Source organism: Chromobacterium amazonense (genome assembly GCF_001855565.1).
Classification (GTDB): domain Bacteria; phylum Pseudomonadota; class Gammaproteobacteria; order Burkholderiales; family Chromobacteriaceae; genus Chromobacterium; species Chromobacterium amazonense.
Genome location: NZ_MKCR01000032.1, coordinates 33,019 through 58,073 on the forward strand (window position 1 = coordinate 33,019; position 25,055 = coordinate 58,073).

Genomic DNA, 25,055 nt, shown 5'->3' on the forward strand with positions numbered 1-25,055 from the left:
CCATGCCACGGTCAGTTTTCGAATTCAGCCCGCTTGGTCCGGGTGCCAATGGCAGTCCAGCAGATGGTCGTTGACCACGCCGCAGGCCTGCAGGTAGGCATAGATCACCGTGCTGCCGACGAAGTTCATGCCGGCCTGTTTCAACGCCTTGCTGATGCGGTCGGATAGCTCGGTCGAGGCGGGGCATTCGGCGTGGCTTCTCCAGCGGTTGACGATGGGCTGCCCATCGACGTGGGCCCACAGCCAGTTTGCGAAGCTGCCGTGCTCCTGCCGCATCCGCAGAAACACTTTGGCGTTGCGGATGGCGCTGCGGATTTTCAGCCGGTTGCGCACGATGGCGGGATTCTGCATCAACCGTTCTACGTCATCGTCGGTCATCGCCGCCACGAGTGCCGGGTCGAAACCATGGAAGGCGGCGCGGTAGCCTTCGCGCTTGCGCAAGATGGTGATCCAGGACAGTCCGGCCTGGGCACCTTCCAGCACCAGCATTTCATACAGCTTGCGGTCGTTCCGTTCGGGACGCCCCCATTCTTCATCGTGGTAGGCGGTATATAAAGCATCGTCGCCGCACCATGGGCATCGTTTGGAAGTGTTCATGGTGTATGGAGCAGCACATCCATCATTAGGCCGTTTTTCTGGATGCCGTGGCGCGAGGATAGGCCGATTAGCAGCGGATTGCGCAGATTGGCCTGCAGCGGGCCCAGTGCGGGATGGGCGTCGCGCTCCAGATCCAGCGGCCGGTAAAGCATCAGCAGGATGGCTACGTCCTGCGGCCCTTGCAGTTGCAGCTGGGCCACCTCGTCGTCCGATAGCTCAATCTGGAAGCGAACGCCTAAACGTTCCGGCTGCGTCAGGCAGAAAGTGATGCCGGGATCGTCCAGCGATTGCAGCCAGTAAACTTGCGGCAGCGCTTGGGTAATGTCGTGGAACAGTTTGAAGCGGGTGCAGTTTTCCAGAGCGGGTATGCCTTGGGGGAAGGTGATGACGGTGCTTTCGTCTACCTCAACGGTGCCGAGCTGCTTGGAGTCGAAGCGCATGGGTTCTCCTGGCGGAAGGGGGGAAGGTGCCGACAGCGTCATGATAGCGCAGGTGGATGCCCGCTTGTGCTGTCTGGCATGTCAGCCTATACATGGTATTGCGCGGCGAAAAGTTACCCGGATGTCGTAGCGCGGGCGAAGGCGGTGTTGCTGCGCAGAGAAGCCTCTTAATAAGCTGGCTGAGGCCGAGTGCATGGCGTTGAGGCGGCTGCGGTGTTGCCTGGAAGGGGATGATCAGCATGGAGCTCAAGCCAAAGCGGTTCTTGATACTCGATGACCAATTGGTATTGCGCAAGCTGATCTCGCGCCAAGCCAGCTTCTTCAGCCGTTTCGCGGTGGAGATAGATGAGTTCAGCGATCCGGCCGAGGCGCTGCGGAGCCTGGTGGAAGGCGGCTATGACCTGGTGATCACCGATATCGGCATGCCCGGCATGAACGGCATCGATTTTATCAAAAACGTGGCGCAGCTCGGTTACCAGTCCGCATTGCTGATCATTTCCGGCTACGACGGCAAAATGTTGCAAACCATCGCCGACATGTCCAGCGCGCTGGGCATGTCTTGCACCCGATTTCTGACCAAACCCTATTCGGCGGAAGCCTTCGTCGCCACGCTCGACGATATCTTCAACGAAATGGAAAGGCGGCTTCCACTGCATCCCTTGGATATCGAGCAGTTATTGTCGATGATAGGCGAGGACGACTATCGGCTGGAGTTTGCGCCGGTGCTTACGCTGGCGGAGCGCAAGCTCACTGGTTTTCACCTGGCTGGATTGGTCCAGAATGGCAGGCGTTATCCGATGGACTATCTGTTTTCGCGGCTGGCCGGCCGGAGGATGGCGTCGGCTGTCTTGCTGGAAACGGCGGTGGAGCGGATAGCCAAGCTGCTGGCGGACATCGCTAGGCAGACGTCTTTCGCCGAGTGCCCAATCAGCGTGCAGATCGATGAAGCCTGCCTGCGCGCGGAAAACGTATTCGACCATTGCTATATGGCGTTGCAGCAATATGGCGTCGCGGCCCGGCGCATCGGCTTTGAATTGACCGATGGCTTGGGCAGGCGCGCGGACGCGGTATGCTTCGAGAATATCGCCAAAGTTCGCTATCTGGGATTTCGCTTGCTTGCGGGAGAGTTCGGGCAGGGCGCGCTCGCGGTGAGCAATTTGTTCAAGTTTCCATTCGACCAGCTGAATGTGCCGGTGGAAACCTTGCGTTGGATGCGGACATTGCTGGGAGAAGATGCGGGCGCTTTTCGCCTTTTGCGTTATTTCGGCTTGTCGCAAGCCGCAGTTTGCGCGACGCGCATCGATAATGAAGAGAGCCTGGCGTTGGCGCAATCGCTTGGTTGCGCTAGCGGAATGGGGCAGTTTCTGGGCGTGGCCATACCGGAAGACGAGTTGGTCGCGGCAACCAGAAGCATCTGGGGAAGCAGTTCTGCAGCGGATGGCGCGGTATCCGTTATTTGAGGAGACGCGATGATTTCGGTCGATTTGGTCCGTTTGCGCATTTTGATCGTCGATGACCAGACCTTGGTGCGCACGCTGATTTCGCAGGCCTTGCAGAGCATGGGTATCCGGCAGGACCATATTTATCAGGCCGCAGATGGCACCGCCGCGATGCGGATGTTGGATATCCGCATGGTCGACATCATTTTGTGCGATGTGCAAATGCAGCCTATGAATGGCATGGATTTGCTCAAGGAGCTGCGTTGCGGCCATACCGCCAATGTTTCCAATCTCCCTTTTGTCTTTTTATCCGGCCATGCGGACCGCAGCAATGTGGTGATGGCCAGCCAGCTGCACGCCGATGGCTTCGTCGTCAAGCCGCCCAAGCCTGCGGATGTGGAAAAGGCGATCCAGACGGCATTGCAGCGGGCGCGGCCGGAAATCGATCCATTCAGCTACTATCACATCTCCACGGGCACGGATTATGACAAGAAAGTGTTTGGCCGGCTGTTCGAGACGAGGGCGCCCATCGCCCATGATGAGCCGGAAGAGAGCTGCCTAACTCTGGATAAGGTCAAGCCAGGCGCGTTACTGACGCGCGACCTGCGCAGCCGGTCCGGACATTTGCTGTTGCCGCGCGGCGCCACCATCTCCGCCAATCAGTTGTCGGTATTGAAGGATTACTCCGAGCGTTATGGCGTCGCACAGATTTTCGTATTGGACAATCCGGAGTCAGTGGCCCAGCCGGTTGTGAGAAGCTAGCCATGACCCGGATTCGGCCGCAGCATAGTCAAGCAAGCGCGATCGGTCGCAGCGTGTTGGTCATCGTCCTGTTGCTGGGCATGCTGCAAATTGGCGTCATGTCGCAACTGCAGATCACGTCTTGGGGGCAATATCAGCAAGCCAGCCAGTTGAGCGAATGGAGCGGCGATGCCGATCTGCTTTACCGCTTTGCCGAAGCGCAGCTGAGCGAAAGCGGACAACTGCGCGCCTTGCTGCTGGGCAAGCCGCCTACCGTGGACCAGCAAAACCGGCTGGACCAGCTGAGCCGGCGGGTGGACGAGGGTTATCTAGCCCTGGCGGCGTCTCTGCGCAAGAGGCAGAACGGCCGGATCGAGGAAAAATTGATCTATCTGCAGCAGACCCTCCGTCAGTTCCAGCAGTTGCGCGCTTTGGCTGGCGAAACCTGGCGCGCCCGCACAGGCCCCAACGAAGCGTTGACAACCCGGTTGTATGAAGAAACGCGCGATATTCAGGAGCAGGTGCAGCATTTGCTGAGCGACGCGGTGGTTGCCATGGCGGCGAGCGGCGATCCGCGCATCAATAATCTGGTGTGGTTGCGGCAGGATTTGTGGATGTCCGCGTATTGGCTGCGGGCCAATGCCCAGGCGCTGGTATTGCGCACGATGTTGGGGCACAGGCTGGACCGGCATGTGGAGGAGGACTTGGCGCGCCGTTTGGCTGCCGGGATGCTGACCTTGGACAAGCTCAGGCCCCGAGTGGACAGCGTGCAGGATCAGCGTTTGTCGGCTCAATTCACCTCGTTGGCGATGGTGGCCCAGCGGCAGCAATTGTTGGCCCAATTGCAGCTGGATCAATTGGATGGCCGTTTGCAATTCGCTCAGGCCACCAACTTTACCCGCAATCTGGATCAGTTGACGGAGGCGTTTTCGCAGATATTGCAGGATGTCTCCGGCCATACCGCCGCCGCCGCCCAGTCTAGTCTGTCCGATGCCAAGCGGGAATTGCTGCGGGCCGGTTTGTTCGCCTTGGCGGAAATCGTGTTGCTGGGCTTCCTCCTCTACGTGATGGTGCGCAAGGTGCTCAAGCCGCTGGATTTTCTGCAGCGCATGCTCGACGTATCCGGCGATGCGATGCTGGTGATCAATCAGAACGGCGCCATCGAAATGGCCAACGAGGGCGCGAGAAGAATGTTCGGCTACTCGATGAGCATGTTGGCTGGCATGCCCGCCAAGCAACTATTCGTGATGAACGATGAGTTGCATTCCGTGTTGTCCGCCCTGGAAATCCAGGAGGGGCGGTCGCTCCAGGTGGAGGGAATGGGCAGCGGAGGCGAGCATTTTCACGCCTTGCTGACGATAGATCGCTATCAGGACGGGGAGAACCGTCCTTTGCACATCTTGATCGTGCGGGACGAGCACAAGCGCAGGCTGGCCGAGGCATCGCTGGAGCGCAGCGTCGCCTTGCTGTCGGTCATTTCGGAAATCGAGGCTTTGCTGCTTTCCCGCTCATCGCGCGAGGCGGTGTTGGCGCGTTTGCACGATACTTTCCTGGATTTCACGCATTCCGAACAGTGTGTCTTGGTGGCCTGGTCCGCCTTGGACAACAGCGACGAGTCCCTGCGTTTGCAGGCCGGTGAATGGCCAGATTTCCTGCCGCCGATACAGCAATTGTCGATGGCCGAAGCGCCGTTGCCGGCCCTGTTCCGCAGCTTGTCGGCGCAACCGTCCTGGGTGTCCTTGCCGGTGATGCTGGCCGGCGAGGTGGCCGCGGGGGTGTGCCTGATGCGGCCAACGCTGTCGCAGCTGGGCATCAGCATCCTGCCCTTGCTGGGCGCCTACGCCAATATCCTCGGCTTTTACGCCGAGGAGGATCGCCGCAAGCTGTCTGAGGCCCAATTGCGCGCGGTGTTGCAAGAGGAGGAGGCGGTGTACTCGGCATCGCCGGTGGGGCTGCTGCGCTTGAACGAACACTTCCAGATCACCCGCGCCAACCTCACCGCGGAAAGCATTTTCGATGTCGGCGACGGATATGGCTTGTCCGGCATGCACCTGATGGAATTGCTGGCTTCCGAGCATGGCTGGTACGAGCTGGCCGAGCAGATGTCCAAGATGCAGCAGGAAAACGCGCGCATCCACTGCGAGCTGGAGTGTCTGACCGGCACCGGCCGGCCGATCTGGGTCCTGTTCGAGGGGCAGCTGTTGTTCCCGGACGCCGCCGAGTCGGTGATCATCCTGGCCTGTTTGGACATCACCGAACGCAAGATGGCGGAGTTCGAGCTGCGCATGGCGCGCGACCAGGCCAATGCCGCCAACCGCGCCAAGAGCGCCTTCCTCGCCACGATGAGCCACGAGATCCGCACGCCTATGAACGGCGTGCTCGGCATGCTGGAGTTGCTGGCGATGACGCCGCTGGACGCGGAGCAGCGCGATACCGTGTCCACCATACAAGACTCTGCCAATACCTTGCTCAGGCTGATCGACGATATCCTTGATTTTTCCAAGATTGAGGCGGATCGGATGGAGATCGTTCCGGCCCGGACCGCGGTACGCCCGTTCATGGACAGCCTGCGCAGCTTGTATCAGGAGAATGCCAACAAGAAAGGCTTGGCGCTGACGCTGACGCTGGACGACAAGCTGGCGCCGACGCTGGTGATGGACCCGTTGCGGGTGCGGCAGGTCTTGCAGAACTTCATCAGCAACGCCATCAAGTTCACCTCCGGCGGAAAAGTGGACATCCGGGTGAAGGTGATGGATACCGTCGCCAATTATCAGGTGCTGGCATTTGAAGTCGAAGACACCGGCATCGGCATGTCGCAGGAGCAGTTGAGCAAGCTGTTCCAGCCATTCACCCAGGCGGACTCCGAAACAACCAGGCGTTTTGGCGGCACCGGCTTGGGGCTGGCCATCTGCCGGCGGCTTGCCGGCTTGATGGGCGGGCATGTGGAAATGGAAAGCGAGCTAGGCAAGGGCAGTTGCGCCCGCCTGCTGCTGGAGCTGGAATGGCTGGCCGAGCAGGTAGATCCGGTGGTGCTGCCGGAGCAGCGGGTGCCTTTGGAGCCGGTTTCCGCCCCCCTTGCCAGCGGCGGTGGGTCTGCCGGTGTCGAGCAGGGTTATCCCATTCTGTTTGCCGAGGACAATCCGACCAACCGCAAACTGACGCTGAAACAGCTGGAGAAGCTCGGTTATCCAGCCGATTGGGCCGAGGATGGCGATCGCGCCTTCAGCAAGTGGCTGGCAGGGAGATATTCCCTGATTCTGACGGATTGCCACATGCCTGGCATAGACGGCTATCAACTGGCCAGGCTGGTGCGCGCCTATGAGGCGTCGCATCCCGAGTGCGGCCGTATCCCCATTGTCGCCTGCACTGCCAACGCCGCGAAAGAGGAGGTGGACAAGACGCGCGAGGCCGGCATGGACGACTTCCTCACCAAGCCCTTGTCCATTCACGCCCTGCAATCGACCTTGAGCAAATGGATGCGGTCTGGCGGCGACTCTGGGGTGCCGCCGGAGGCCGATATGGAGCCCTTGCCCCAGCCAGCACGGCCGGCAGACGCGCATGCTGAGGCGGATAGCCTCTCTGCGCCGATCGACCGCAGCGTGCTGCAGGTCTACAGCAACGGCGATTTGAGCATGGAGCTGGAAATCTTGCGTGAATTCCAGACGGGCAACCAGGATGACGTGACGGCCTTGCGCGAGGCGCTGCAAAGCCGGGATCCGGACAAGATCGGGTTTGCCGCCCACCGGATCAAGGGCGCCAGCCGCATGGTCGGCGCCAATGACCTGGGCGCGGCGGCGGAGGCCGTGGAAAAAGCCGGCAAGGACCGCAATGTCGAATTGGCGCATCAGGCGATGCTGAAGTTCGACGAGGAACTGGCGCGTTTCGGTGATTGGCTGACCGCCCAAGCCGAGGCAGACTTGGCCTGAGGACGCGCGGCGCTTAAAATCCGCGGCATGACGCACTCAACCGTATCGCTTTATCCCTTGCTGGAGCAGGCGCTGTTGTGCCGCCACGTCGAGGAAAAGCTGTTGCTTGCCGAACGGCTTTTCCAGGATTGGCGCGCCGGCTCGCTGGCCCGCCTGGCGGCAGATCCGCCCTATGCCTTGCCGGAGGCGGGGCGGCCGGAACGGCCCGAGCTGGTCCATCCCGCCAAGGTGCCGCGGCGCGGACTTTCAACCCGTCAGGGGCATGGCGCTTTGCTGCACGCCATCGCCCACATCGAATTCAATGCCGTCAATCTGGCGCTGGACGCGGCTTGGCGTTTTCGCGACATGCCGGACGGCTTCGTCGACGACTGGCTGCGGGTGGCGGCGGAGGAGGCCGGCCATTTCCGGCTGCTGCAGGGCCGGTTGCGGGAGCTGGGTTTCGCCTATGGCGATTTTCCGGCGCATGACGGCCTGTGGACGATGACGCGCAAGACCGATCACGACGCGATGATCCGCATGGCCCTGGTGCCCAGAGTGCTGGAGGCGCGTGGGCTGGACGTGACGCCGGGCATTCAGCGGCGGCTGGCCGCCATCGGCGATGCGGCCAGCGTTGCCGTGCTGGACATCATCCTGCGCGACGAAATCGGCCATGTGCAGATCGGCAACCGCTGGTTCTGCGAACTATGCCGGCAGCGCGGACTGGAACCGCAGGCGGCTTTTCGCCGTCTACTTGATGAGTACGCGATGCAACTGCATCCCGGCGACTACAATCTGCCCGCGCGCGAAGCCGCGGGTTTCTTCGCCGATGAATTGGCGGCGCTGGCCCGGCTGGGCGAGCAGCCGGCCGATGCCTGACTTTTTTATCCGGATATCTTTAAGATGAAAAACCTGTTCATTCGCCTGCGCAGCAATCGCAAGTTCGGCATTGCCATGTTGCTGGCTTCCACTTTGTTATTCATGGCGATGTCCGTGCTATGGCGCGGCGGCGAGACGGAAAGCCTGCTGCTGCGACTGCTGTGTCCAATGCTGCTATTGCTTGCCATGGCGGGGCAGTTGCTGGCTTTGGCGGCGTTGTTGCAAAAACCACGAAAATAAAACGGCTTTAAAAAACAGCGGCTTAAAGTTGCGGCGATGCGTCAGGCGGGCTTGACGCTGAATGCCCACCCGCGCATAATCGCGGCCGAATAAGCCTCAAACAGGCTCCGCTATGGTGCGGGGCCTGTCGTTTTTTGCACTTGCGGAGCGTCTGCACCATGGAGCACCAGGTATTCCTGCGTAAGCTGGAAGCCAATGCGCTGGCAGCATCGGATTTCAATCATCAAGCCCACCTGTACGCAGCCTGGGGCTATCGCCGGGAGTATCCGGCGCCTGAGGCGGCTGCGCGTTGCGCGCATGCGCTGTCGCGTTTCGCCATGGCCAATGGCGCGGCGACCAAGTACAACCACACGCTGACGATGGCGCTGCTGGCCATCGCCTATAGCCGGGTGGAGTCCGATCCGGCGCTGATGGAAGACTGGCAGGCTTTTCTGGACAGCTGTCGAGACTTGGCTCAGGACGCCAAGGCCGTGCTGGAGCAGCATTACTCGTCCGAACGCCTGGCCGCAGACTCGGCCCGCAAGGCTTTCGTCAAGCCGGACCGCAAGCCGTTGCCGGTTTCCTGCCTGCTCAACTGAATACCAAGAAGTCATCACCCAATGATCAAAGCCCCCGAATTGCTGCTGCCGGCCGGCACGCTGGACAAGATGCGCGCCGCCTATGATTTCGGCGCCGACGCCGTGTACGCCGGCCAACCGCGCTACAGCCTGCGCGCGCGCAACAACGATTTCAAGCTGGAAGAACTGAAGCAGGGCATAGACGAGGCCCACGCCCGCGGCAAGCTGTTCTTCGTCGCCAGCAACATCCTGCCGCACAACAGCAAGATCAAGACCTATATGGCCGACATGGAGCCCGTGATCGCCATGAAGCCGGACGCGCTGATCATGGCCGACCCGGGCCTGATCATGATGGTGCGCGAGAAGTGGCCGGAAGTGCCCATCCACCTGTCGGTGCAGGCCAATACCGTCAACTACATGGGCGTCAAGTTCTGGCAGAAGCTGGGCGTGTCGCGCATCATCCTGTCGCGCGAGCTGTCCCTGGACGAGATTGCGGAAATCCGCCAGGAATGCCCCGACATGGAGCTGGAAGTGTTCGTTCATGGTGCATTGTGCATCGCGTACTCCGGCCGTTGCCTGCTGTCTGGTTATTTCAACCACCGCGATCCGAATCAAGGCACCTGCACCAATGCTTGCCGCTGGGACTACAAAGTGCATGACACGCAGGGCGACGACGCCGGCGACGTGCAGGTGATCCAGTTCGACTTCAACAAGGCGCTGGAAGAAGCCAACCAGAATTTCTCGTCCTGCGGCAGCCAGCAGCGCCACCCCTTGGCGGACAAGACTTATCTGATCGAAGAGGGCAGCCGCCCCGGCGAGCTGATGCCCATCATCGAGGACGAGCACGGCACCTACATCATGAACTCCAAGGACCTGCGCGCCGTGGAGCAGGTGGAGAAGCTGGTCAAGATCGGCGTGGATTCGCTGAAGATCGAAGGCCGCACCAAGAGTTTGTACTATGTGGCGCGCGCCGCCCAGGTTTACCGCAAGGCGATCGACGACGCCGTCGCCGGCCGTCCGTTCGACCTGAGCCTGCTGTCCGATCTGGATGGCCTGGCCAACCGCGGCTATACCCCGGGTTTTCTTGAGCGGCACCAGAGCCAGGATTACCAGAACTACCTGACCGGGCACTCCAAGGCCAAACAGAGCCAGTATGTCGGCGATGTGATCGAAGTGGATGCCGAAGGCTGGGCGCTGGTGGAGGTGAAGAATAAGTTCGCCGTCGGCGACAAGCTGGAGGTGATCCATCCGTCCGGCAACCGCATCATCGAACTGGCGCGGATGATGCGCAATGGCGAGTCGGTGCAAGTGGCTGCCGGCAACGGCATGCAGGTGCGGATTCCCGGTTTTGCCGGCTATGACCACAAGGCCCTGATCACCCGCCTGTTGTGATTGCCGCTGTTTTTCGCATTTAAAGGCTGCCGCTGGCAGCCTTTTTGCTTTATCAACCGGCAGCAGGTGTTGCGTCGGTGTTGCGGGATGGTTGGTTGCGGCGCCGCCGGGAAAGCCAGCGATTTCCTGATCGAGTTTCGTTGATGATAATGTCTTGAATCAAAGGCCGGCCAAGCTCGCGCTTAGGCCGATAGATCATCGCGGCGTTGATGATCATAAACGCTAGTTGGCAACAAATAGACAGTGTGTTGATTTTTTTGTGAAGCCACTGGCTTTTCTATTGCAACTCTGCGTAAACCTGATTAAAAAGTAGTTACATAAAAAATATGGCGTCAAATTTATTAAACGCTACCATCGCATATTGGAGCGAGAGAGAGGAAACCATGAAGCAAGCAGCCCGCCCTTGGCCTGACTGTTCCCCATCCTGCAGCGCCGGTTCCCCCGCGTTGGCGCTTCACTCGCCGCCTCGTTTCCTGCATAGCCCGCCCGCTTCTTTCTGAACCGTTCCGTTCATCCATTTATTCCGAAGTCAAACCGCTGACAACGCCTCGCAGCGCGCCTGAAGCAAGGCCGATGCTGACTGCGCGCGGGCAAGCCAAGGCCTGCCAGCGCGGGATGCAGTGGTTTTGTGAGCGCGGTGAATTCGGGTTACATGCCGTAACGCTTGAGCATATTACCTTCGCCTGCCTTGGGTGTATGTTGGCTTAATGCCGCCGTCTGCGCGGCCACGCCAGCGCAATGGGCAGACGACGCAATGAAGAATGCAGTTCCTCGGGATCTCCCGTCATCGGCGGGAGCATTTATGGTTGTGCTACTTAGGAAGCCTGTCATGAAGAAGAAACTGGTTCACAAAGTTCTGTATTCCTTGCTGATGCTGCTGCCGGCAACCGGCGTCTTGGCTGACGATAAGTCGCTTAACGTCTACAACTGGTCCGATTACATCGCCAAGTCCACCATCCCCGGCTTTGAAAAGCAGACCGGCATCAAGGTGAAATACGATGTCTACGACAGCGATGACACCTTGCAAGCCAAGATGTTGACCGGCCGCGCCGGCTACGACATCGTGGTGCCCACTTCCAATTTCATGGCCAGGCAGATCGAAGCCGGCATCTACCAGAAGCTGGACAAGTCCAAGCTGCCCAATCTGGCCAATCTGGACAAGTCGCTGATGGCCAAGATCGTCGACGCCGATCCGGGCAACGCGCATGGCGTGCCGTGGGCCTATGGCACCGACGGCCTGGGTTACAATTTCACCAAGGTCAAGGCCATCCTGGGCAACAACGCCCCGCTGGACAGCTGGGACATCCTGTTCGATCCCAAATACGTGTCCAAGCTGAAAGACTGCGGCGTGTCGGTGCTGGATCAGGCCAACGATGTGTTCGCCGTGACCTTGCACCATTTGGGCAAGGACCCGAACAGCAAGAACCCGGCCGATTACCAGGCGGCGTTCGAGGCGCTGAAGAAGATCCGCCCCTACATCACCCAGTTCAACTCGTCCGGCTACATCAACGACCTGGCCAATGGCGACATCTGTCTGGCGCTGGGCTGGTCCGGCGACGTCAACATCGCCAAGCACCGCGCGGCCGAGGCCAAGCGTTCCTATCAGCTGGGTTACGTGATCCCCAAGTCCGGCGCGCCGATCTGGTTCGACGTGATGGTGATCCCGAAGGATGCGCCGCACCCGGAGGCCGCGCTCAAGTGGATCAACTACATCGAGACGCCTGAGGTCAACGCGGCGATTACCGACGAGGTGTTCTACCCGACGGTCAACGCGGCGGCGCGCAAGTTCGTCAAGCCGGAAATCGCCAATGATCCGACCATCTACCCGCCGGAATCGGTGATGAAAACCTTGTTCCTGCTCAAGCCGTTGCCGGCGGACATCACCCGCCTGCAGAACCGGCTGTGGACGCAGCTGAAGACAGGGCGCTAAGCCTGTCATGAGCCGGGTGCCGCCATCCGGCTCGTGTCTGGATCACACAACAATAGTCCGCTGCCCGGCCTGGCCGGGACGGCCGGACAGCCGTGGGACATTGTCCGCCCGGTGTCGGGTGGTCTGATGGTGTCGGCGAAGGCCCTTCGCCGATGGGGACGCAATGTTCAAACGCCTCGGGCGTTGTGGTGCTGCCATGAAACTACCGGATCTGAAATGGTTGCCATCGGGCAGGACAACGGCGATCGCCGTGCCTTTCCTGTTCCTGTTCGTGTTTTTCCTGTTGCCCTTCCTGCTGGTGGTGGGCATCAGTTTCTCCCAGCAGCAGCTGGGCATCCCGCCTTACACGCCGCTGACCAAGCTGGAAAACGACGTCTACACGGTTGCGCTCAACCTGAGCCATTACCGTTTCATGTTCACCGACGACCTGTATTTCGCCACCTATGTCAGCTCGGTGAAGATGGCGTTCTTCTCCACCGTGCTGTGTCTGCTGATCGGCTATCCGATGGCCTATTACATCGCGCGGGCAGAGGGCGCGACGCGCAACACGCTGATGATGATGGTGATGCTGCCGTTCTGGACCTCGTATCTGATTCGGGTTTACGCCTGGATCGGCATTCTGAAGAACGACGGTTTTCTCAACCAGTTCCTGCTATGGCTGGGGGTGATCGATAGCCCGCTGCATCTGTATCACACCAACTGGGGAGTCTACATCGGCATGGTGTTCTCCTACCTGCCGTTCATGATCATGCCGCTGTACGCCCACTTGGTGAAGATGGATCTGACGCTGCTGGAAGCCGCCTACGACCTGGGCGCCAAGCCTTGGCGCGCGTTTTGGCAGGTGACGCTGCCTTTGTCGAAGAACGGCATCGTCGCCGGCAGTCTCCTGGTGTTCATCCCGGCGGTGGGCGAGTACGTGATTCCGGAGCTGTTGGGCGGCTCGGACACGCTGATGATAGGCCGCGTGATGTGGGAAGAGTTCTTCAGCAACAATGACTGGCCGATGGCCGCCACGGTGACCTGCTGCATGGTGCTGCTGTTGTTGGTGCCGATGGCGCTGTTCCAGCATTACCAGGTCAAGACGATGGAGGAGGCGAAATGATCAAGCCAAGCAAACCCTTGTCCTTTCTGGTGCTGGGACTCGGCTACACCTTTCTGTACTTGCCCATCGCGCTGCTGGTGATCTACTCGTTCAACGAGTCCAAACTGGTGACGCTGTGGTCGGGGTTTTCTTTCAAGTGGTACGCCGCCTTGCTGGAGGACGATGAGCTGATCAATGCCGCCTGGCTCAGCCTGAAGATCGCGCTGATGACGGCGACGGCATCGGTGGTGATGGGTACCTGGGCCGGCTTCGTGCTGGGGCGTTTCGGCCGATTCCGGCTGTTTGCGCTATTCACCGGCATGATCAACGCGCCGCTGGTGATTCCGGAAGTGATCCAGGGTATATCGCTGCTGCTGCTGTTCGTGGCGATGGAGCAAAGCCTGGGGTGGCCGGAGGGCAGGGGAGTATTCACCATCTGGATCGGCCACGTGATGCTGTGCGTGTCTTACGTCACCATCGTGGTGCAGTCGCGGGTGCGGGAACTGAATCTGTCGTTGGAAGAGGCGGCGATGGACCTGGGCGCGCGGCCGTTGAAAGTGTTTTTCGTCATCACGCTGCCGCTGATCTCGCAGGCGCTGGTATCCGGCTGGCTGTTGTCGTTCACGCTATCGCTGGACGATCTGGTGCTGACCGCCTTCCTGTCCGGCCCAGGTTCCACCACCTTGCCCATGGTGATCTTCTCCCGCGTGCGGCTGGGTCTGAATCCGGAAATGAACGCGCTGGCCACTTTATTCATTGCGCTGGTGTCGGTGGGTGTGGTCGCCGCCAATATCTATATGGGCGCGATGACGCGCAAGCGCGAGAAAGAGATGCGATTGGCCTTTGCCAACGGCTGAGCAGGGTTGCGATGTAAACAACAACAGCAGTGCAGCACAAGGAGAAATGATGATGAAGAAGGTTCTGATCAGCGCATTGATCGCCGCGCTGCCCGGCGTGGCGATGGCCGATGCCAAGACGGACGAGATCGTCCGGCTGAAGGCGCAGATGCAAAAACTGCAGCAGCAGATGGCCGAGCTGCAAAAGGCGGTGGAGGCGGCTTCTGCTTCAGCCGCTAAGCCGGCGGGGGAGGCTGCCGCGGCCGACGAGGACGCCAAAGCGGAACTGAAGGAGCGCGTGGCCAATATGGAGCTGAAGGTGGACAAGCTCAATACGGCGGCAACCGATGGGCCGTTGGCCGGCTTGAGCATCACAGGCTATCTGGATCCCACCTATATCTACAACCGCGCGCCTAACAGCGCCGGTTTCCAGTTTCTGAACCACCAGAATACTTACGCTTACAGCAACAGCACCTTCGGCGACGTCTATCTGGACATCAAGAAGACCTTCGGCGTCGGTCCCACCGCGCCCAGCGCCGAAATCACCATCATGCCCAACCGCGGCTCCGGCAACACCTTGCTGGATGGCGGCAGCGGCAACAACATCATCAATACCGCCGTGATCAACTTCCCGTTGACCGACACCTGGACTTTCAATGCCGGCCTGATGAACAGCTTCGGCGGCTACGAGGTGCAGCAGTCCAACCAGATGGTGACCCTGACCCACGGCCTGCTGTACGACTTCAGCGATCCTGGCAGCTATGTCGGCGCGGGCTTCGCCTGGAGCCACGACGTTTGGGCGTGGAAGTTCCTGCTGGCCAATGAGCAGTACCGCACGCATGCCAACAACCAGGCGTTCAACGGCACGCGCAGCAACAATACGCCTACCGCCACCGCCCGCGTCGATTACACCTGGAGCAGTGCGCTGGATCTTGGCATGTCAATGAATGGGGGCAGGCAAACGCTCCCATCGACCACTACCGGCAGCGGCTACGGTTATCAAGGCACTGCGCCGGGGCCTTACAGCAACTATTTCTTCACCGAGGCCGATGCCAGCTACACCTTGGGGGATATCCAGTACAACGCCGAACTGGATTACGGCCAGCAGCAGCGCGCCGCTTGGAATGGCGGCAATGCCGTGTGGTACGGCGCCTCCCTGCTGGGCCACCGCAAATGGATGACCGAGACCGTCGGTAAGATGGGCGCCACTTTGCGTTACGACTATCTGAACAACAGCAAGAACGGCGGCGGCGGCGGCGGGATTGCTTTAGGTAGTAATGGAGTCGATGGTGTGAATGGCTTCGGTGTATCCGCCGCTTGCCTCGCTAGCGGATCGTCCGATTGCAAGGGCGCCAACCGTCAGGCTTTGACGGCGGACTTGCTGTTCTTCCCCACCGATCAGCTGACGCTGAAGCTGGAATACCGTCACGATTGGGCCAGCGAAAGCGTCTTCCTGCGCAACGACGGCAGCTATCGCAAGAGCAATGACCTGATCGGCGCCCAGGCGGTCTACACCTTCTGAGCGCGGCATCGGTTTTCCAGCGGCGGCGGGCCAGTCCCGCCGCTTTTTAATTTGCCAAGCTTGCGGCAGAATGCCTGCATCATTCCGGAAAACTGCCTTTATTCATGCTGCTTGATCTGCTGCGCTGGCCGCTGCCGCGCTATCGTCCCGACGCTTTCCGCGGCCATCACGGCCCGGATGGCTACCGCAACCTCTATCCTTTCCAGCAACCGCGTTTTGTTGATCTGGCGCGCTGGAACTGGCAGCGCCGGCGGCTGCAGGTGGAACATCGCCTGCAGGACATTCACCGCGTCGCGCCGGATGTCGCTGCGTTGGCGGCCAATCGCGAACGGCCGTCCTATACCTGGATAGGCCACGCCAGCGGGCTGATTCAGCTGGCTGGAATGAATATGTTGCTGGACCCGGTCTGGTCGCCGCGCGCCTCGCCGGTGCAATGGATGGGGCCGAAGCGTCTGCTGCCGCCCGCCATGGCTTTGCCGGATTTGCCGCGCATCGACCTGGTGATGGTCACGCACAATCATTATGACCACCTTGATTTTCCTACCCTGAGCCGTTTGGCGGCTCAGCCGGGCGGCGCTCCGTTGTTTGTGGTGCCTTTGGGCGTGGGGCCGACCCTGCTGCGCGCGGGCGCCCAGGCGGAGCGCATCGTTGAGATGGACTGGTGGCAGCGTCATCGACATGGCGAGGTTGAGTTGACGTTGACGCCAGCGCAGCACTGGAGCAAACGCTGGGCCTGGGGTGACCGCAACCGCGCCCTGTGGGGCGGCTTCGCGGTAAAGGGCGGCGGCGTCCAGCTTTGGTATCCGGGCGATACCGGGTATCATCCCGAGCTTTTCGCGCGCGTTGCCGAGTATCTGGGCGAGGTCGATTTGGCGCTGCTGCCCATCGGCGCCTACCAGCCGCGCTGGTTTCTGGCGCCGCAGCACATCAATCCGGACGAGGCGGTGGAGATTTTCCGCATTCTGCGCCCGAAGCGGGCGCTGGCGGTGCATTGGGGCACCTTTGTCCTGACCGATGAGCCGCTGCATCAGCCGCCGCTGGATCTGGCCCAAGCCTTGCGCCGGCATGGCGTCGCGCCGGCTGATTTCAGCGTGCCGGCCTTGGGCGAGACCGTCTGGCTGGACCAGCCGATAGGCAGCGAAAAGCCGTAAAGGATCAAAAGAAGGGCAATTGCCGGCGCCTCAAGGTGGATCAAGCATTGCCCGCACCGGCCTGGGCGAATACAATCAAAATCCAGTTATTTTTCAAAAGCGAAGGCAGATTTTCGTTTTCGCGGCAATTCGTGGGGCTATCTAATGACTATTCATCAACTGATCAACGAACGGGTACAGGCGGCGCTGGCAGCGGCTGGCGCCCCTGATGCGCCTGCCGTGGTCCAGCCGGCTTCCAAGCCGGAATTCGGCGACTACCAGGCCAACGGCGTCATGGGCGCAGCCAAAGCGCTGAAGACCAACCCGCGCGCCCTGGCCGAAAAGGTCGTGGCCGCGCTGGATCTTGCCGGCATCGCCGACAAGGTGGAAATCGCCGGTCCGGGTTTCATCAATATTCATCTAGCCCCTGAATATCTGTCCCGACGAAGCGAAGCCGCCCTGAAAGACGACAAGCTGGGCATCGCGCCGGTGAAGCCGCTGCGCGTGATGGTGGAATATTCCTCGCCTAACCTGGCCAAGGAAATGCACGTCGGCCATTTGCGCTCGTCCATCATCGGCGACGCGCTGGCGCGCGTGATGGAATACGTGGGCCATGATGTGGTCCGCGCCAACCACGTGGGCGACTGGGGCACCCAGTTCGGCATGCTGGTGGCCTACCTGGTGGAAACCAGCCACGCCGGCGACGCCGATCTGCAGCTGTCCGACCTGGAAACCTTCTACCGCAACGCCAAGATCCGCTTCGACGAGAGCGAGGACTTCGCCAACACCGCCCGCGATTACGTGGTGAAGCTGCAAGGCGGCGATGAAGAAGTGCTGAAGCTGTGGCGCCAATTTGTCGACGTGTCGCTGAAGCATTGCGAAGAGGTATACGAGAAGCTGAACGTCGGCCTGAAGCGCGAGCACGTGCGCGGCGAATCGTCGTATAACGACGACCTGCCTATCATCGTGCAGGAACTGCGCGAGAAGGGCCTGCTGACCGAGGACGATGGCGCGCAGGTGGTGTTCCTGGAGGAATTCCGCACCCAGGAAGACAAGCCGATGGGCGTGATCGTGCAGAAGAAGGACGGCGGCTTCATCTACACCACCACCGACATCGGCGCGGTGCGTTACCGCCATCGCGAGCTGAAGCTGGACCGCGTGATCTACGTGGTGGACGCGCGCCAGAGCCAGCACTTCGCCCAGATGTTCACCATCTGCCGCAAGGCCGGTTTCGCGCCGGAAGGCATGAAGCTGGAGCACGTGGGTTTCGGCGTGATGATGGGCGACGACGGCAAGCCGTTCAAGACCCGTTCCGGCGGCACTGTCAAGCTGATCGAGCTGCTGCATGAAGCCGAGGAGCGCGCTTACGCGCTGGTGTCTGAGAAAAACCCTGACCTGTCCGACGAGCAGAAGCGCGAAATCGCCAACGCGGTGGGCATCGGCGCGGTGAAGTATGCCGATCTATCCAAGAACCGCATGAGCGATTACATCTTCAACTGGGACACCATGCTGGCGTTCGAGGGCAACACCGCTCCGTATCTGCAATACGCCTACACCCGCGTGCAGAGCGTGTTCCGCAAGGCGGAGGACTACGACGCCAACGCCAAGATCGTGATCACCGAACCGGCCGAAAAGCAATTGGCCGCCGCGCTGGCACAGTTCGAGGACACGCTGAACGCGGTGGTGGAAGGCTGCTATCCGCATTATCTGTCGCAGTATCTGTACCACATCGCCACGCTGTTCTCGCGCTTCTACGAAGCCTGCCCGATCCTGAAGAGCGAGGGCGAGGTTCGCGCCAGCCGCCTGCAACTGGCCGCGCTCACCGCCAAGACCTTGCGCACCGGTTTGGACCTCTTGGGCATCAAGGTGCTGGAGTCGATGTAAGCGCCGAGGCCATGGCCATCGCGAGAAACCCTGCCGCATCCGGTTAATGCCGTTCACTTAAGGATTTTCGGGCGACTTTTCTGGCCTTGAGAGCACAGGAATCCACAAAAAAGCACCGTTTCCCATGCATGGAGACGGTGCTTTTCTCTTAAGTGAACGGCATTAGTCGCATCCGGTGGGGTTTTTTTATCGCTGGGCGGCAAGAGCGGGGAGCGAGCGTATAGCCTGAACGGATCGCGCCGGAGGCTGTCCATCGTGGGCGGGAGTGCATTTGCTCTACCCGCGGCCAATGAAAATCCATCCTTCAAATTATATGACTGCCATCCTGATGAATGCTTCTTTATCCATCGCCGCGCGCGGCGCCGGCATCGCGCTGTGCCTGTGGCTTCCCGTTTCCTCTCAAGCGGGGCAGGCCCCGGCTGCCGCCGATCCGCAAACGGTAGCGCAGTATCTGAAACAGGCCAAAGCCAGCCAGCAACCCGCCAGGCTACTTGGCGAAAGCGAGCAAGACGGCGTCACCGTGCGCAGCTACAGTTTTGTCTCGCAGCGTTGGCCGGGCCTGGGCAGCACGCTGGCCAGCGACGCGCCGCAGTGGGAGCATGAATTGAAGCTGGCGTTGCCGCCGGAACGCAAGCCCGGCTCGCCGGTGCTGCTGTATATCAGCGGCGGCAGCAACCATGCAGAGAAGGGCCCGCAAGCGCCGCAGGATCCGTTGCCGATCGCCGAACTGGCGCGCGGGTTGGGCATCGCGGTGGCCGAGCTGTATTACGCTCCCAACCAGAGCCTGAAGCTGGACGGACAGCCGGCTGGCCGCGAGGACGCGCTGGTCGCCTACAGCTGGCGCAAGAGCATGGACCAGCCGGAGGCCGACCGTTTCAGCTCCTTGCATCTGCCGATGACACAGGCCGCCGTCGCGGCGATGGATGCGATCCAGGCCAGCTTGCCGGATGCGCGCGCCTTCGTGCTTTCGGGCAGCTCCAAGCGCGGCTGGACCAGTTGGCTGGCCGGATTGAACGACGAGCGGGTCCAGGCCATCGTGCCGGTGGTCGCCGATTTCTGGAACATTCGCGTAAATTTCACCCACGTATACAACAGCTACGGCAAGCAATGGCCGGTGGCGCTGCGGGATTATGACAGAAACGGCATCACCGGCGAGGTGCTGAACGGCAGCCCCGGCTTCGACGCCTTGCTGCGGTTCGAAGACGTGGTCAACTACCCGGAAAGCATGGCGCGGCTGGCGAAATACATGATTTCCGCGTCCGGGGACGACTTCGCGGTGCCGGACTCCGCCTGGAGCTATCTGCCGATGTTGAAGGGGCCGATGCAGCTGCGCTATCTGCCCAATCAGTCCCATTACGTGGGCAGCCAGCAGGTGGCCGAGGCGCTGCGACAGTTCATGGGCCGCTGGCTGGCTGGCAAGCCTTTGCCGGAGGCCAGCGTGGACGGGGACGAGCGCAATGGCCGGATCAGCGTGAGCACCCGGGAGCCGGCGGTCCACGCCAGATTATGGCTGGCGCGCAATCCGGACCGCCGCGATTTCCGCCTCCGTTCCGGCATCCGCTATCAGGAGCAGCCGATCGAGGGCAAGTGCCGGCTGGGCGAGTGCCGCTTCGAATTCACGCCTGACGCCGCACAGCCGGGCTGGCAGGCTTATTTCATCGAGTTCGAGGGCAAGGATTTCACCTGGACCACGCCGCCGCTGATCTGGCCCAAGCGCTATCCCGATGGCTCGAACGTGCCTGTCGCCGCGCCGCGGCTGCAACTGGGCGGCTGAGGCCGCTTCACGCAAGCTGTAATAGGCGGTCGCGGATCTGGGCCGGGGCCTTAGACGCCGCCTCCCAGTCCGCGCGCCGGTAGCGGCCATCCTCCAGCAGATCGGCGCCAAAATAATCGCAGCCCAGCAAGCGGATGGACGCGGGCAGCGCCGTCTGCGCCTCTTCTAGCAGCGCCGACTCCACATCCGGCACCAGCGCCGGCAGCGCCCTCCAGGCGCTCTGGTCTATCCAGCCCATGCGCCCCAGGCCGGCGATCAATCGCAGGCGCTTTGGCCGCAGCCGGAAGAACATGAAATCCAGCGCCAGCCACTCTTCGGCTTCCGGGATATAGCGCAAGAGGCGCTGACGCAAAGCGTCCGGCGCCTCGAAGCATTCCGCATCGCCCAATATCGTCATCCGCGAGGCCGATTGCGCGGCATCGTCGCCAGGGGCCAGCAAGGACAGGCTGATGCGCGGATCGGCCTGCAGATTTTTGCTGTGCTCGGCCAGGGCGCTGGCCACGAATACCGGATGATGATGCTCGTCGCAGCAATACTGGATGGCGCTGGCGTAGGGGTAGCCCGGATCATGCTGCGACTGGGTGGCTAGCGTGGCGTGCCGGCATTGATGCAGCAGGCTGATGGCGAGATCCGGTTTCATATCGGGCTTCCGGCAGGGAAAGATGCCGACATTCTAGGACGAGGGCGAGTAAAACAAAACGCCCCGCGGGGCGGGGCGTCCATCTAAAGGCGAAATGCGTTCAGAACCCTGCGGTCTTGGCGACGAAGGCGTTCAGATTCGCCACGTTCAAACTCCCCCAGCCGGTGGCATAGTCCCAGCCCGCCTTGGCCGAGAATGCGCCATTGCTGCCGCTGGCCACGTCATGGTACAGCGTGGGATTGGCCTTGAAGTACTTGTAGATGGCTGGGTTGGGCGAAACCAGCTTATTGCCGTTGAGCGACTGGATACGGTTCCAAAAACCGCTGAACAAGGGCGCGGCCAGGCTGGTGCCGCCTACTTGATAGGTGCTGCCGGCAACCAGCACCAGCTCGCCGCTGTTCGGATCGGCGTCAAAAGCGATATCAGGCACCCCGCGGCGTGTCTTGGAGGTGGTCAACACGCCGGCTGCGGTTTGCCATGACGGCGCGGCTTCGGTGTAGCTCGGTCCGCCGCCGCCGCCGCTCCAGGTTTTTTCGCTGCTGTAAGCGTTGGCGCCGCTGGTGGTCAGCGTGGTGCCGCCCACCGCAATCACGTAAGGCGATACCGCCGGATAGCTTTGGTACGGCGTGCCGCCGCCGCACTCGTAAGAGCCGGAATCGCCGCTGGAAACGGAGAAGGTTTGGCCGTGCGCCACGGCGGCTTGCAGCATTTGGTCCACGCTGGCGGTCATGCCGGAGTATTGCGCGCTCAGCTCGCATTCGCCCAGCGATACATTGACCACCTTGGCGCTGTTGGCGCTGACCGCGGCATTGATGGCGGCGGCGATGTCGCTATTGCTCATCGACGGCGCCACATAAAACTGCAGTTGCTTCAGCGCGCCGCCGCTGGCGGCGAGTATGGTCTGGCTATCCAGATTCCACTCCACGATGCCGGAAGTGTCGGACGAAGGACTGCCTGCATTGACGATGGCCACGCTGGGCGCGGCAAAGCCGGCGCTTCTGGCGTAGCTGTTCAGGTCGGCAACCGTCTGGCTCAGGTTTCCTTCCGCAATAATGCCGGCCACACCGCTCTTGGCAGCCGGCAGGCTGGCCGCGTTATAGATAGCGGCGAAGTCGGTCGGTTTGTGCGCGACGATGCCGGTGCTGGCCTTGGCCACGCTCTGGGCATGGAAGGCGGTATGGAATTGATGGACGTTTTGCAAGCCGTGCACCGCCAGCACGATGCCGGACAGGCTGGCCGGCACCTGGACATTGGCGGTGTTGGCGTAGGCCTGGCGGCCATTGACGCTGTAACGATGCAACTTGGTTTGGAACGCCTTGTAAACTGTGGCGTGGCTGCCGTCGGCCGTTACCAGCAGATTGTTGGGAGAGACGGTGATATTGCGGAAGCCGTTCTGTTGCAGATGGCTCACCACCTGCTGAACCTGAGCCGAGGTGGGCGCGTATTGGGCCATGAACTGCGCGTCGCTGATCGGCTGGCTTTGTCCGGACTGGATGCTGCTGGTCAGCGCATCCAGTTGAGATTGGTTGCGCAGCGCCAAGCTGATAGCCACATGAACCAGCTCACCGCCAGCGAGTTCGCCATTGTCTACGGCACCGGGTATCAGCTGTTGCACCGGGTGCGCCTGAGTGGTGGTGGCGGTCCAGTTGCCGGCGGCCTGCGCCGGTATGCCGAATGCGCCGCCAATCAGCAGCAGAAGGGTGGAATATCTTGCCCGCATGCCATTTCTCCCTGAAGAAACCGCGTCCCGTCCTTGGATGATAGACGGGGAAGTACGCGTTTTTACTAGATAGCGAGCGCGCTGGCTTTTGTAAAGTAATTGCTCTTAAATTACCCGGTTTATTTGTAATTGTTTACGCAAAATTCAGATTGCATCCGCAAAGTGTGGATGGCTGGATACACCGGCATTGGCGCGTGGATAACAGAAAACCCCGGGCAAGCCCGGGGTTTCCGTCAGCGTAGCCGCTTCGATCAGAAGCCGGAGTGGCTGCCGATGAAGGTGTTCAGCGCGGACACGTTCAGGCTGCCCCAACCGGTGGCGTAATCCCAGCCCTTGGTGGCTTTGTAGCCGCCATTGTTGCCGGTGGTCACGTCGTGGTACAGGCCGGTATTGGTCTTGAAGTACTGGTAGATGGCCGGGTTCGGCGATACCAGGCTATTGCCGTGAGCGGACTGGATGCGGGCCCAGAAGCCGGTGAACAGCGGAGCCGCCAGGCTGGTGCCGCCGATCTGCTGGTTGCTGCCGTTTACCACGACCAGCGCGCCGCTGTTCGGGTCGGCGTCAAACGACACATCCGGCACGCCGCGCTTGGTCTTGGAAGTGGTCAGCACGCCGGCCTTGGTTTGCCAAGCCGGTGCCGCTTCTACAACGCTGGGGCCGCCGCCGCCGCCGTTCCATACCGATTCCGACGAGTACTTGGTGCCGCTGGTGGACAGCGTGGTGCCGCCCACTGCGATCACGTACGGCGAGGTGGCCGGATAGCTCTGGCCTGCGCTGCTGCCGCATTCGGCGGAGCCGGAGTCGCCGGTGGACACCGAGAAAGTCTGGCCCTGAGCGACGGCGGTTTGGAAGATCTGGTCGTCGGAGGCGACGGTGCCGTCGCTCTGCGCGTCGCTTTCGCATTCGCCCAGCGAGACGTTGATCACCTTGGCCGAGCCATCGCTGACTGCCGAGTTGTAGGCTGCGGTGATGTCGGCGTTGGTCATCGAGGTGGCGACGTAGAAATTCATTTGTTGCAGCGCGCCGCCCGCGGCAGCCAGGATGTCTTGGCTATCCAGGTTCCATTCGCCTACGCCGTCGGTGTCGGAAGAGGCGTCGCCGGCGTTGATCACATTGGTCTGCACATAGCTGTAGCCGGCGGAATCTTCGAACTGCTGCAGGTCTTGCAGGGTTTGGGTCAAATCGCCTTCGGAGATGATGCCGACGGTGGTGTTGCTGGCCGGCGGCAGGCTGCTGGCGTTGTAGATCAGCGGGAAGTCGGTCGGATTATGGCCGACCACGCTGTTGGTCTTGGCTTTGGCGAAAGCTTGAACGCCGGCTTTCTGCAGCGTGGTGTGGAAGGTGTGAACGTTTTGCAGGCCGTGGACGGCAAGCACGATATCGCCCAGCGATTGCGGCACTTGGGCGGCGGTCACGTTGGCGAAGGCGGTGCGGCCATTGGCGTTGAAGCGATGCAGCGTCGCGTTGAAGGCGGTCTTGGCGGTGGCGGCGGAGCCGTCAGCGGTGATCAGCATGCGGTTGGCGGCGACTTTGATATTGCGGAAGCCGCTCTTTTGCAGGTGGGCTACAACCTGCTGCACCTGAGCCTGGGTGGGGGCGAACTGGGCCATGAACTCGTTGTGGCTCAGTGTCTTGTGGCTGGTGCCGGCCAGCAGGCTGCTGGTCAGCGCATCCAATTGCGCCTTGTTGCGCAGCTTCAGCGTCACGGCTACATGCACGGATTGGCCGGCGGCAACTTCGCCAGTGCTTTGGGCAGTGGCGGAGCGCGTCAGCGTGGAAACCAGCGGATGGGCCTGGGTGGCGGTATTGACCCAGGCTTCACCGGCTTGAGCGCCAGCGGTGAACAGGCCGGCAACAATCAGTGCGACAGCGTGATGTTTTGCAATCATGCAAATTTCTCCTCTTTGCAGTGTGTAGATCAGGTGGGCGGTATGCCTTTTCCTGATAAGGGTTCGGTTTATATTGCGAAGCTATGTCTTAACCGTTTACCCATGACTGCCCCCTTTTTGAGAAGGCATGCCGCAAATTCATGCGACGCTTAATCAATAGTCCAGATAGTCTGTAAATGCCAAATGCATTTAATACAAATTCATATTTAAGGCTTTAAATTAATGAAAATTAAAGAATTTTAAGGTTTTTGGAAGGCTTGGCGCCTTGAAAAATGACAAAATAGTGCAAATGCTCCATTTGTTGATTTTTTGGTGAAATGCAAATCCGCATGCCTCGTATGTTTTTTTTTAATGTATCGCAGGTGTGTGAATGTTCTGATTTTGTGAAATCGGCAACACTCTCTAGGTTTATGGATGCAAAAAAGCAACAAAAGGCCATGATCAGATAGGTGGGCAGATATG

General features: G+C 60.7%; 20 protein-coding genes. 14 read left to right on the plus strand and 6 right to left on the minus strand.

The features are described 5' to 3' along the window. Positions 1-24 precede the first annotated feature (24 nt). Together BI343_RS15640 and fliW are read right to left on the minus strand one after the other, a co-directional pair. Positions 25-597: a DNA-3-methyladenine glycosylase I gene (locus tag BI343_RS15640; RefSeq protein ID WP_071110397.1), complete on the minus strand. Its 573-nt coding sequence runs from the start codon at positions 595-597 to the stop codon at positions 25-27. Beyond that, entirely contained in the window at positions 594-1,037 is a 444-nt protein-coding gene (fliW, locus tag BI343_RS15645; RefSeq protein ID WP_043628887.1) for a flagellar assembly protein FliW, read from the minus strand. The genes BI343_RS15640 and fliW overlap by 4 nt, the downstream gene beginning before the upstream one ends. Positions 1,038-1,267: 230 nt before the next feature. Here fliW and BI343_RS15650 point away from each other — a divergent pair, with 230 nt between their 5' ends. From BI343_RS15650 to trhP, 7 genes are all read left to right on the plus strand, one after another. Then, positions 1,268-2,497 (plus strand): EAL domain-containing response regulator, encoded by a 1,230-nt coding sequence (locus BI343_RS15650; protein ID WP_071110398.1) that lies wholly within the window; start codon positions 1,268-1,270, stop codon positions 2,495-2,497. A gap of 9 nt (positions 2,498-2,506) precedes the next feature. Then, the gene (locus BI343_RS15655; RefSeq protein ID WP_189338964.1) at positions 2,507-3,238 is read left to right on the plus strand and encodes a response regulator; all 732 of its coding nucleotides are present in this window, start codon (positions 2,507-2,509) and stop codon (positions 3,236-3,238) included. 2 nt (positions 3,239-3,240) lie between these two features. Continuing rightward, positions 3,241-7,143, plus strand: coding sequence for an ATP-binding protein (locus BI343_RS15660; RefSeq protein ID WP_071110399.1), 3,903 nt, complete (start codon positions 3,241-3,243; stop codon positions 7,141-7,143). A gap of 27 nt (positions 7,144-7,170) precedes the next feature. Further along, a complete protein-coding gene (locus BI343_RS15665) occupies positions 7,171-7,998 on the plus strand; it encodes a ferritin-like domain-containing protein (RefSeq protein WP_071110400.1) in 828 nt (275 codons plus the stop codon). A gap of 24 nt (positions 7,999-8,022) precedes the next feature. Next, entirely contained in the window at positions 8,023-8,238 is a 216-nt protein-coding gene (locus tag BI343_RS15670; RefSeq protein ID WP_043628883.1) for a hypothetical protein, read from the plus strand. A gap of 158 nt (positions 8,239-8,396) precedes the next feature. Continuing rightward, positions 8,397-8,816, plus strand: coding sequence for a hypothetical protein (locus BI343_RS15675; RefSeq protein ID WP_071110401.1), 420 nt, complete (start codon positions 8,397-8,399; stop codon positions 8,814-8,816). Between the two features lie 24 nt (positions 8,817-8,840). Next, complete coding sequence (gene trhP, locus BI343_RS15680; RefSeq protein ID WP_071110586.1) at positions 8,841-10,187, plus strand: prephenate-dependent tRNA uridine(34) hydroxylase TrhP; 1,347 nt, start codon at positions 8,841-8,843, stop codon at positions 10,185-10,187. 52 nt (positions 10,188-10,239) lie between these two features. On the opposite strand, the gene BI343_RS20080 is transcribed toward trhP, so the two are convergent. Then, positions 10,240-10,404: a hypothetical protein gene (locus BI343_RS20080; protein ID WP_169829026.1), complete on the minus strand. Its 165-nt coding sequence runs from the start codon at positions 10,402-10,404 to the stop codon at positions 10,240-10,242. Between the two features lie 612 nt (positions 10,405-11,016). Between BI343_RS20080 and BI343_RS15685 the strand changes: the two genes are divergently transcribed. The 7 genes from BI343_RS15685 (at position 11,017) to BI343_RS15715 (ending at position 20,344) form a co-directional block, all read left to right on the plus strand. After that, positions 11,017-12,117 (plus strand): polyamine ABC transporter substrate-binding protein, encoded by a 1,101-nt coding sequence (locus tag BI343_RS15685; protein ID WP_043628880.1) that lies wholly within the window; start codon positions 11,017-11,019, stop codon positions 12,115-12,117. A 196-nt stretch (positions 12,118-12,313) separates the two neighbouring features. Then, the gene (locus tag BI343_RS15690; RefSeq protein ID WP_139165763.1) at positions 12,314-13,219 is read left to right on the plus strand and encodes an ABC transporter permease subunit; all 906 of its coding nucleotides are present in this window, start codon (positions 12,314-12,316) and stop codon (positions 13,217-13,219) included. Beyond that, positions 13,216-14,055 carry an ABC transporter permease subunit gene (locus BI343_RS15695; protein ID WP_071110403.1) on the plus strand — a complete coding sequence of 280 codons (840 nt, stop codon included), beginning with the start codon at positions 13,216-13,218 and terminating at the stop codon, positions 14,053-14,055. Before BI343_RS15690 ends, BI343_RS15695 begins: the two co-directional genes overlap by 4 nt. Positions 14,056-14,107: 52 nt before the next feature. Next, positions 14,108-15,556 (plus strand): DUF3138 family protein, encoded by a 1,449-nt coding sequence (locus tag BI343_RS15700; RefSeq protein WP_071110587.1) that lies wholly within the window; start codon positions 14,108-14,110, stop codon positions 15,554-15,556. Between the two features lie 104 nt (positions 15,557-15,660). After that, the gene (locus BI343_RS15705; RefSeq protein ID WP_071110404.1) at positions 15,661-16,707 is read left to right on the plus strand and encodes an MBL fold metallo-hydrolase; all 1,047 of its coding nucleotides are present in this window, start codon (positions 15,661-15,663) and stop codon (positions 16,705-16,707) included. Between the two features lie 144 nt (positions 16,708-16,851). Continuing rightward, on the plus strand, positions 16,852-18,570 hold the full coding sequence (gene argS / locus BI343_RS15710) for an arginine--tRNA ligase (RefSeq protein ID WP_071110405.1): 1,719 nt from the start codon (positions 16,852-16,854) through the stop codon (positions 18,568-18,570). Between the two features lie 328 nt (positions 18,571-18,898). Next, positions 18,899-20,344, plus strand: coding sequence for a PhoPQ-activated protein PqaA family protein (locus tag BI343_RS15715; RefSeq protein ID WP_169829027.1), 1,446 nt, complete (start codon positions 18,899-18,901; stop codon positions 20,342-20,344). 7 nt (positions 20,345-20,351) lie between these two features. Here the strand turns inward: BI343_RS15715 and BI343_RS15720 are convergent, their stop codons facing one another. The 3 genes from BI343_RS15720 to BI343_RS15730 all read right to left on the minus strand — a co-directional run bounded on the left by BI343_RS15720 (position 20,352) and on the right by BI343_RS15730 (position 24,593). Then, positions 20,352-20,984 carry a HugZ family pyridoxamine 5'-phosphate oxidase gene (locus tag BI343_RS15720; protein ID WP_071110407.1) on the minus strand — a complete coding sequence of 211 codons (633 nt, stop codon included), beginning with the start codon at positions 20,982-20,984 and terminating at the stop codon, positions 20,352-20,354. A gap of 100 nt (positions 20,985-21,084) precedes the next feature. After that, on the minus strand, positions 21,085-22,704 hold the full coding sequence (locus BI343_RS15725; RefSeq protein ID WP_083341012.1) for a S53 family peptidase: 1,620 nt from the start codon (positions 22,702-22,704) through the stop codon (positions 21,085-21,087). 251 nt (positions 22,705-22,955) lie between these two features. Then, on the minus strand, positions 22,956-24,593 hold the full coding sequence (locus tag BI343_RS15730) for a S53 family peptidase (RefSeq protein WP_139165764.1): 1,638 nt from the start codon (positions 24,591-24,593) through the stop codon (positions 22,956-22,958). Positions 24,594-25,055 lie beyond the last annotated feature (462 nt).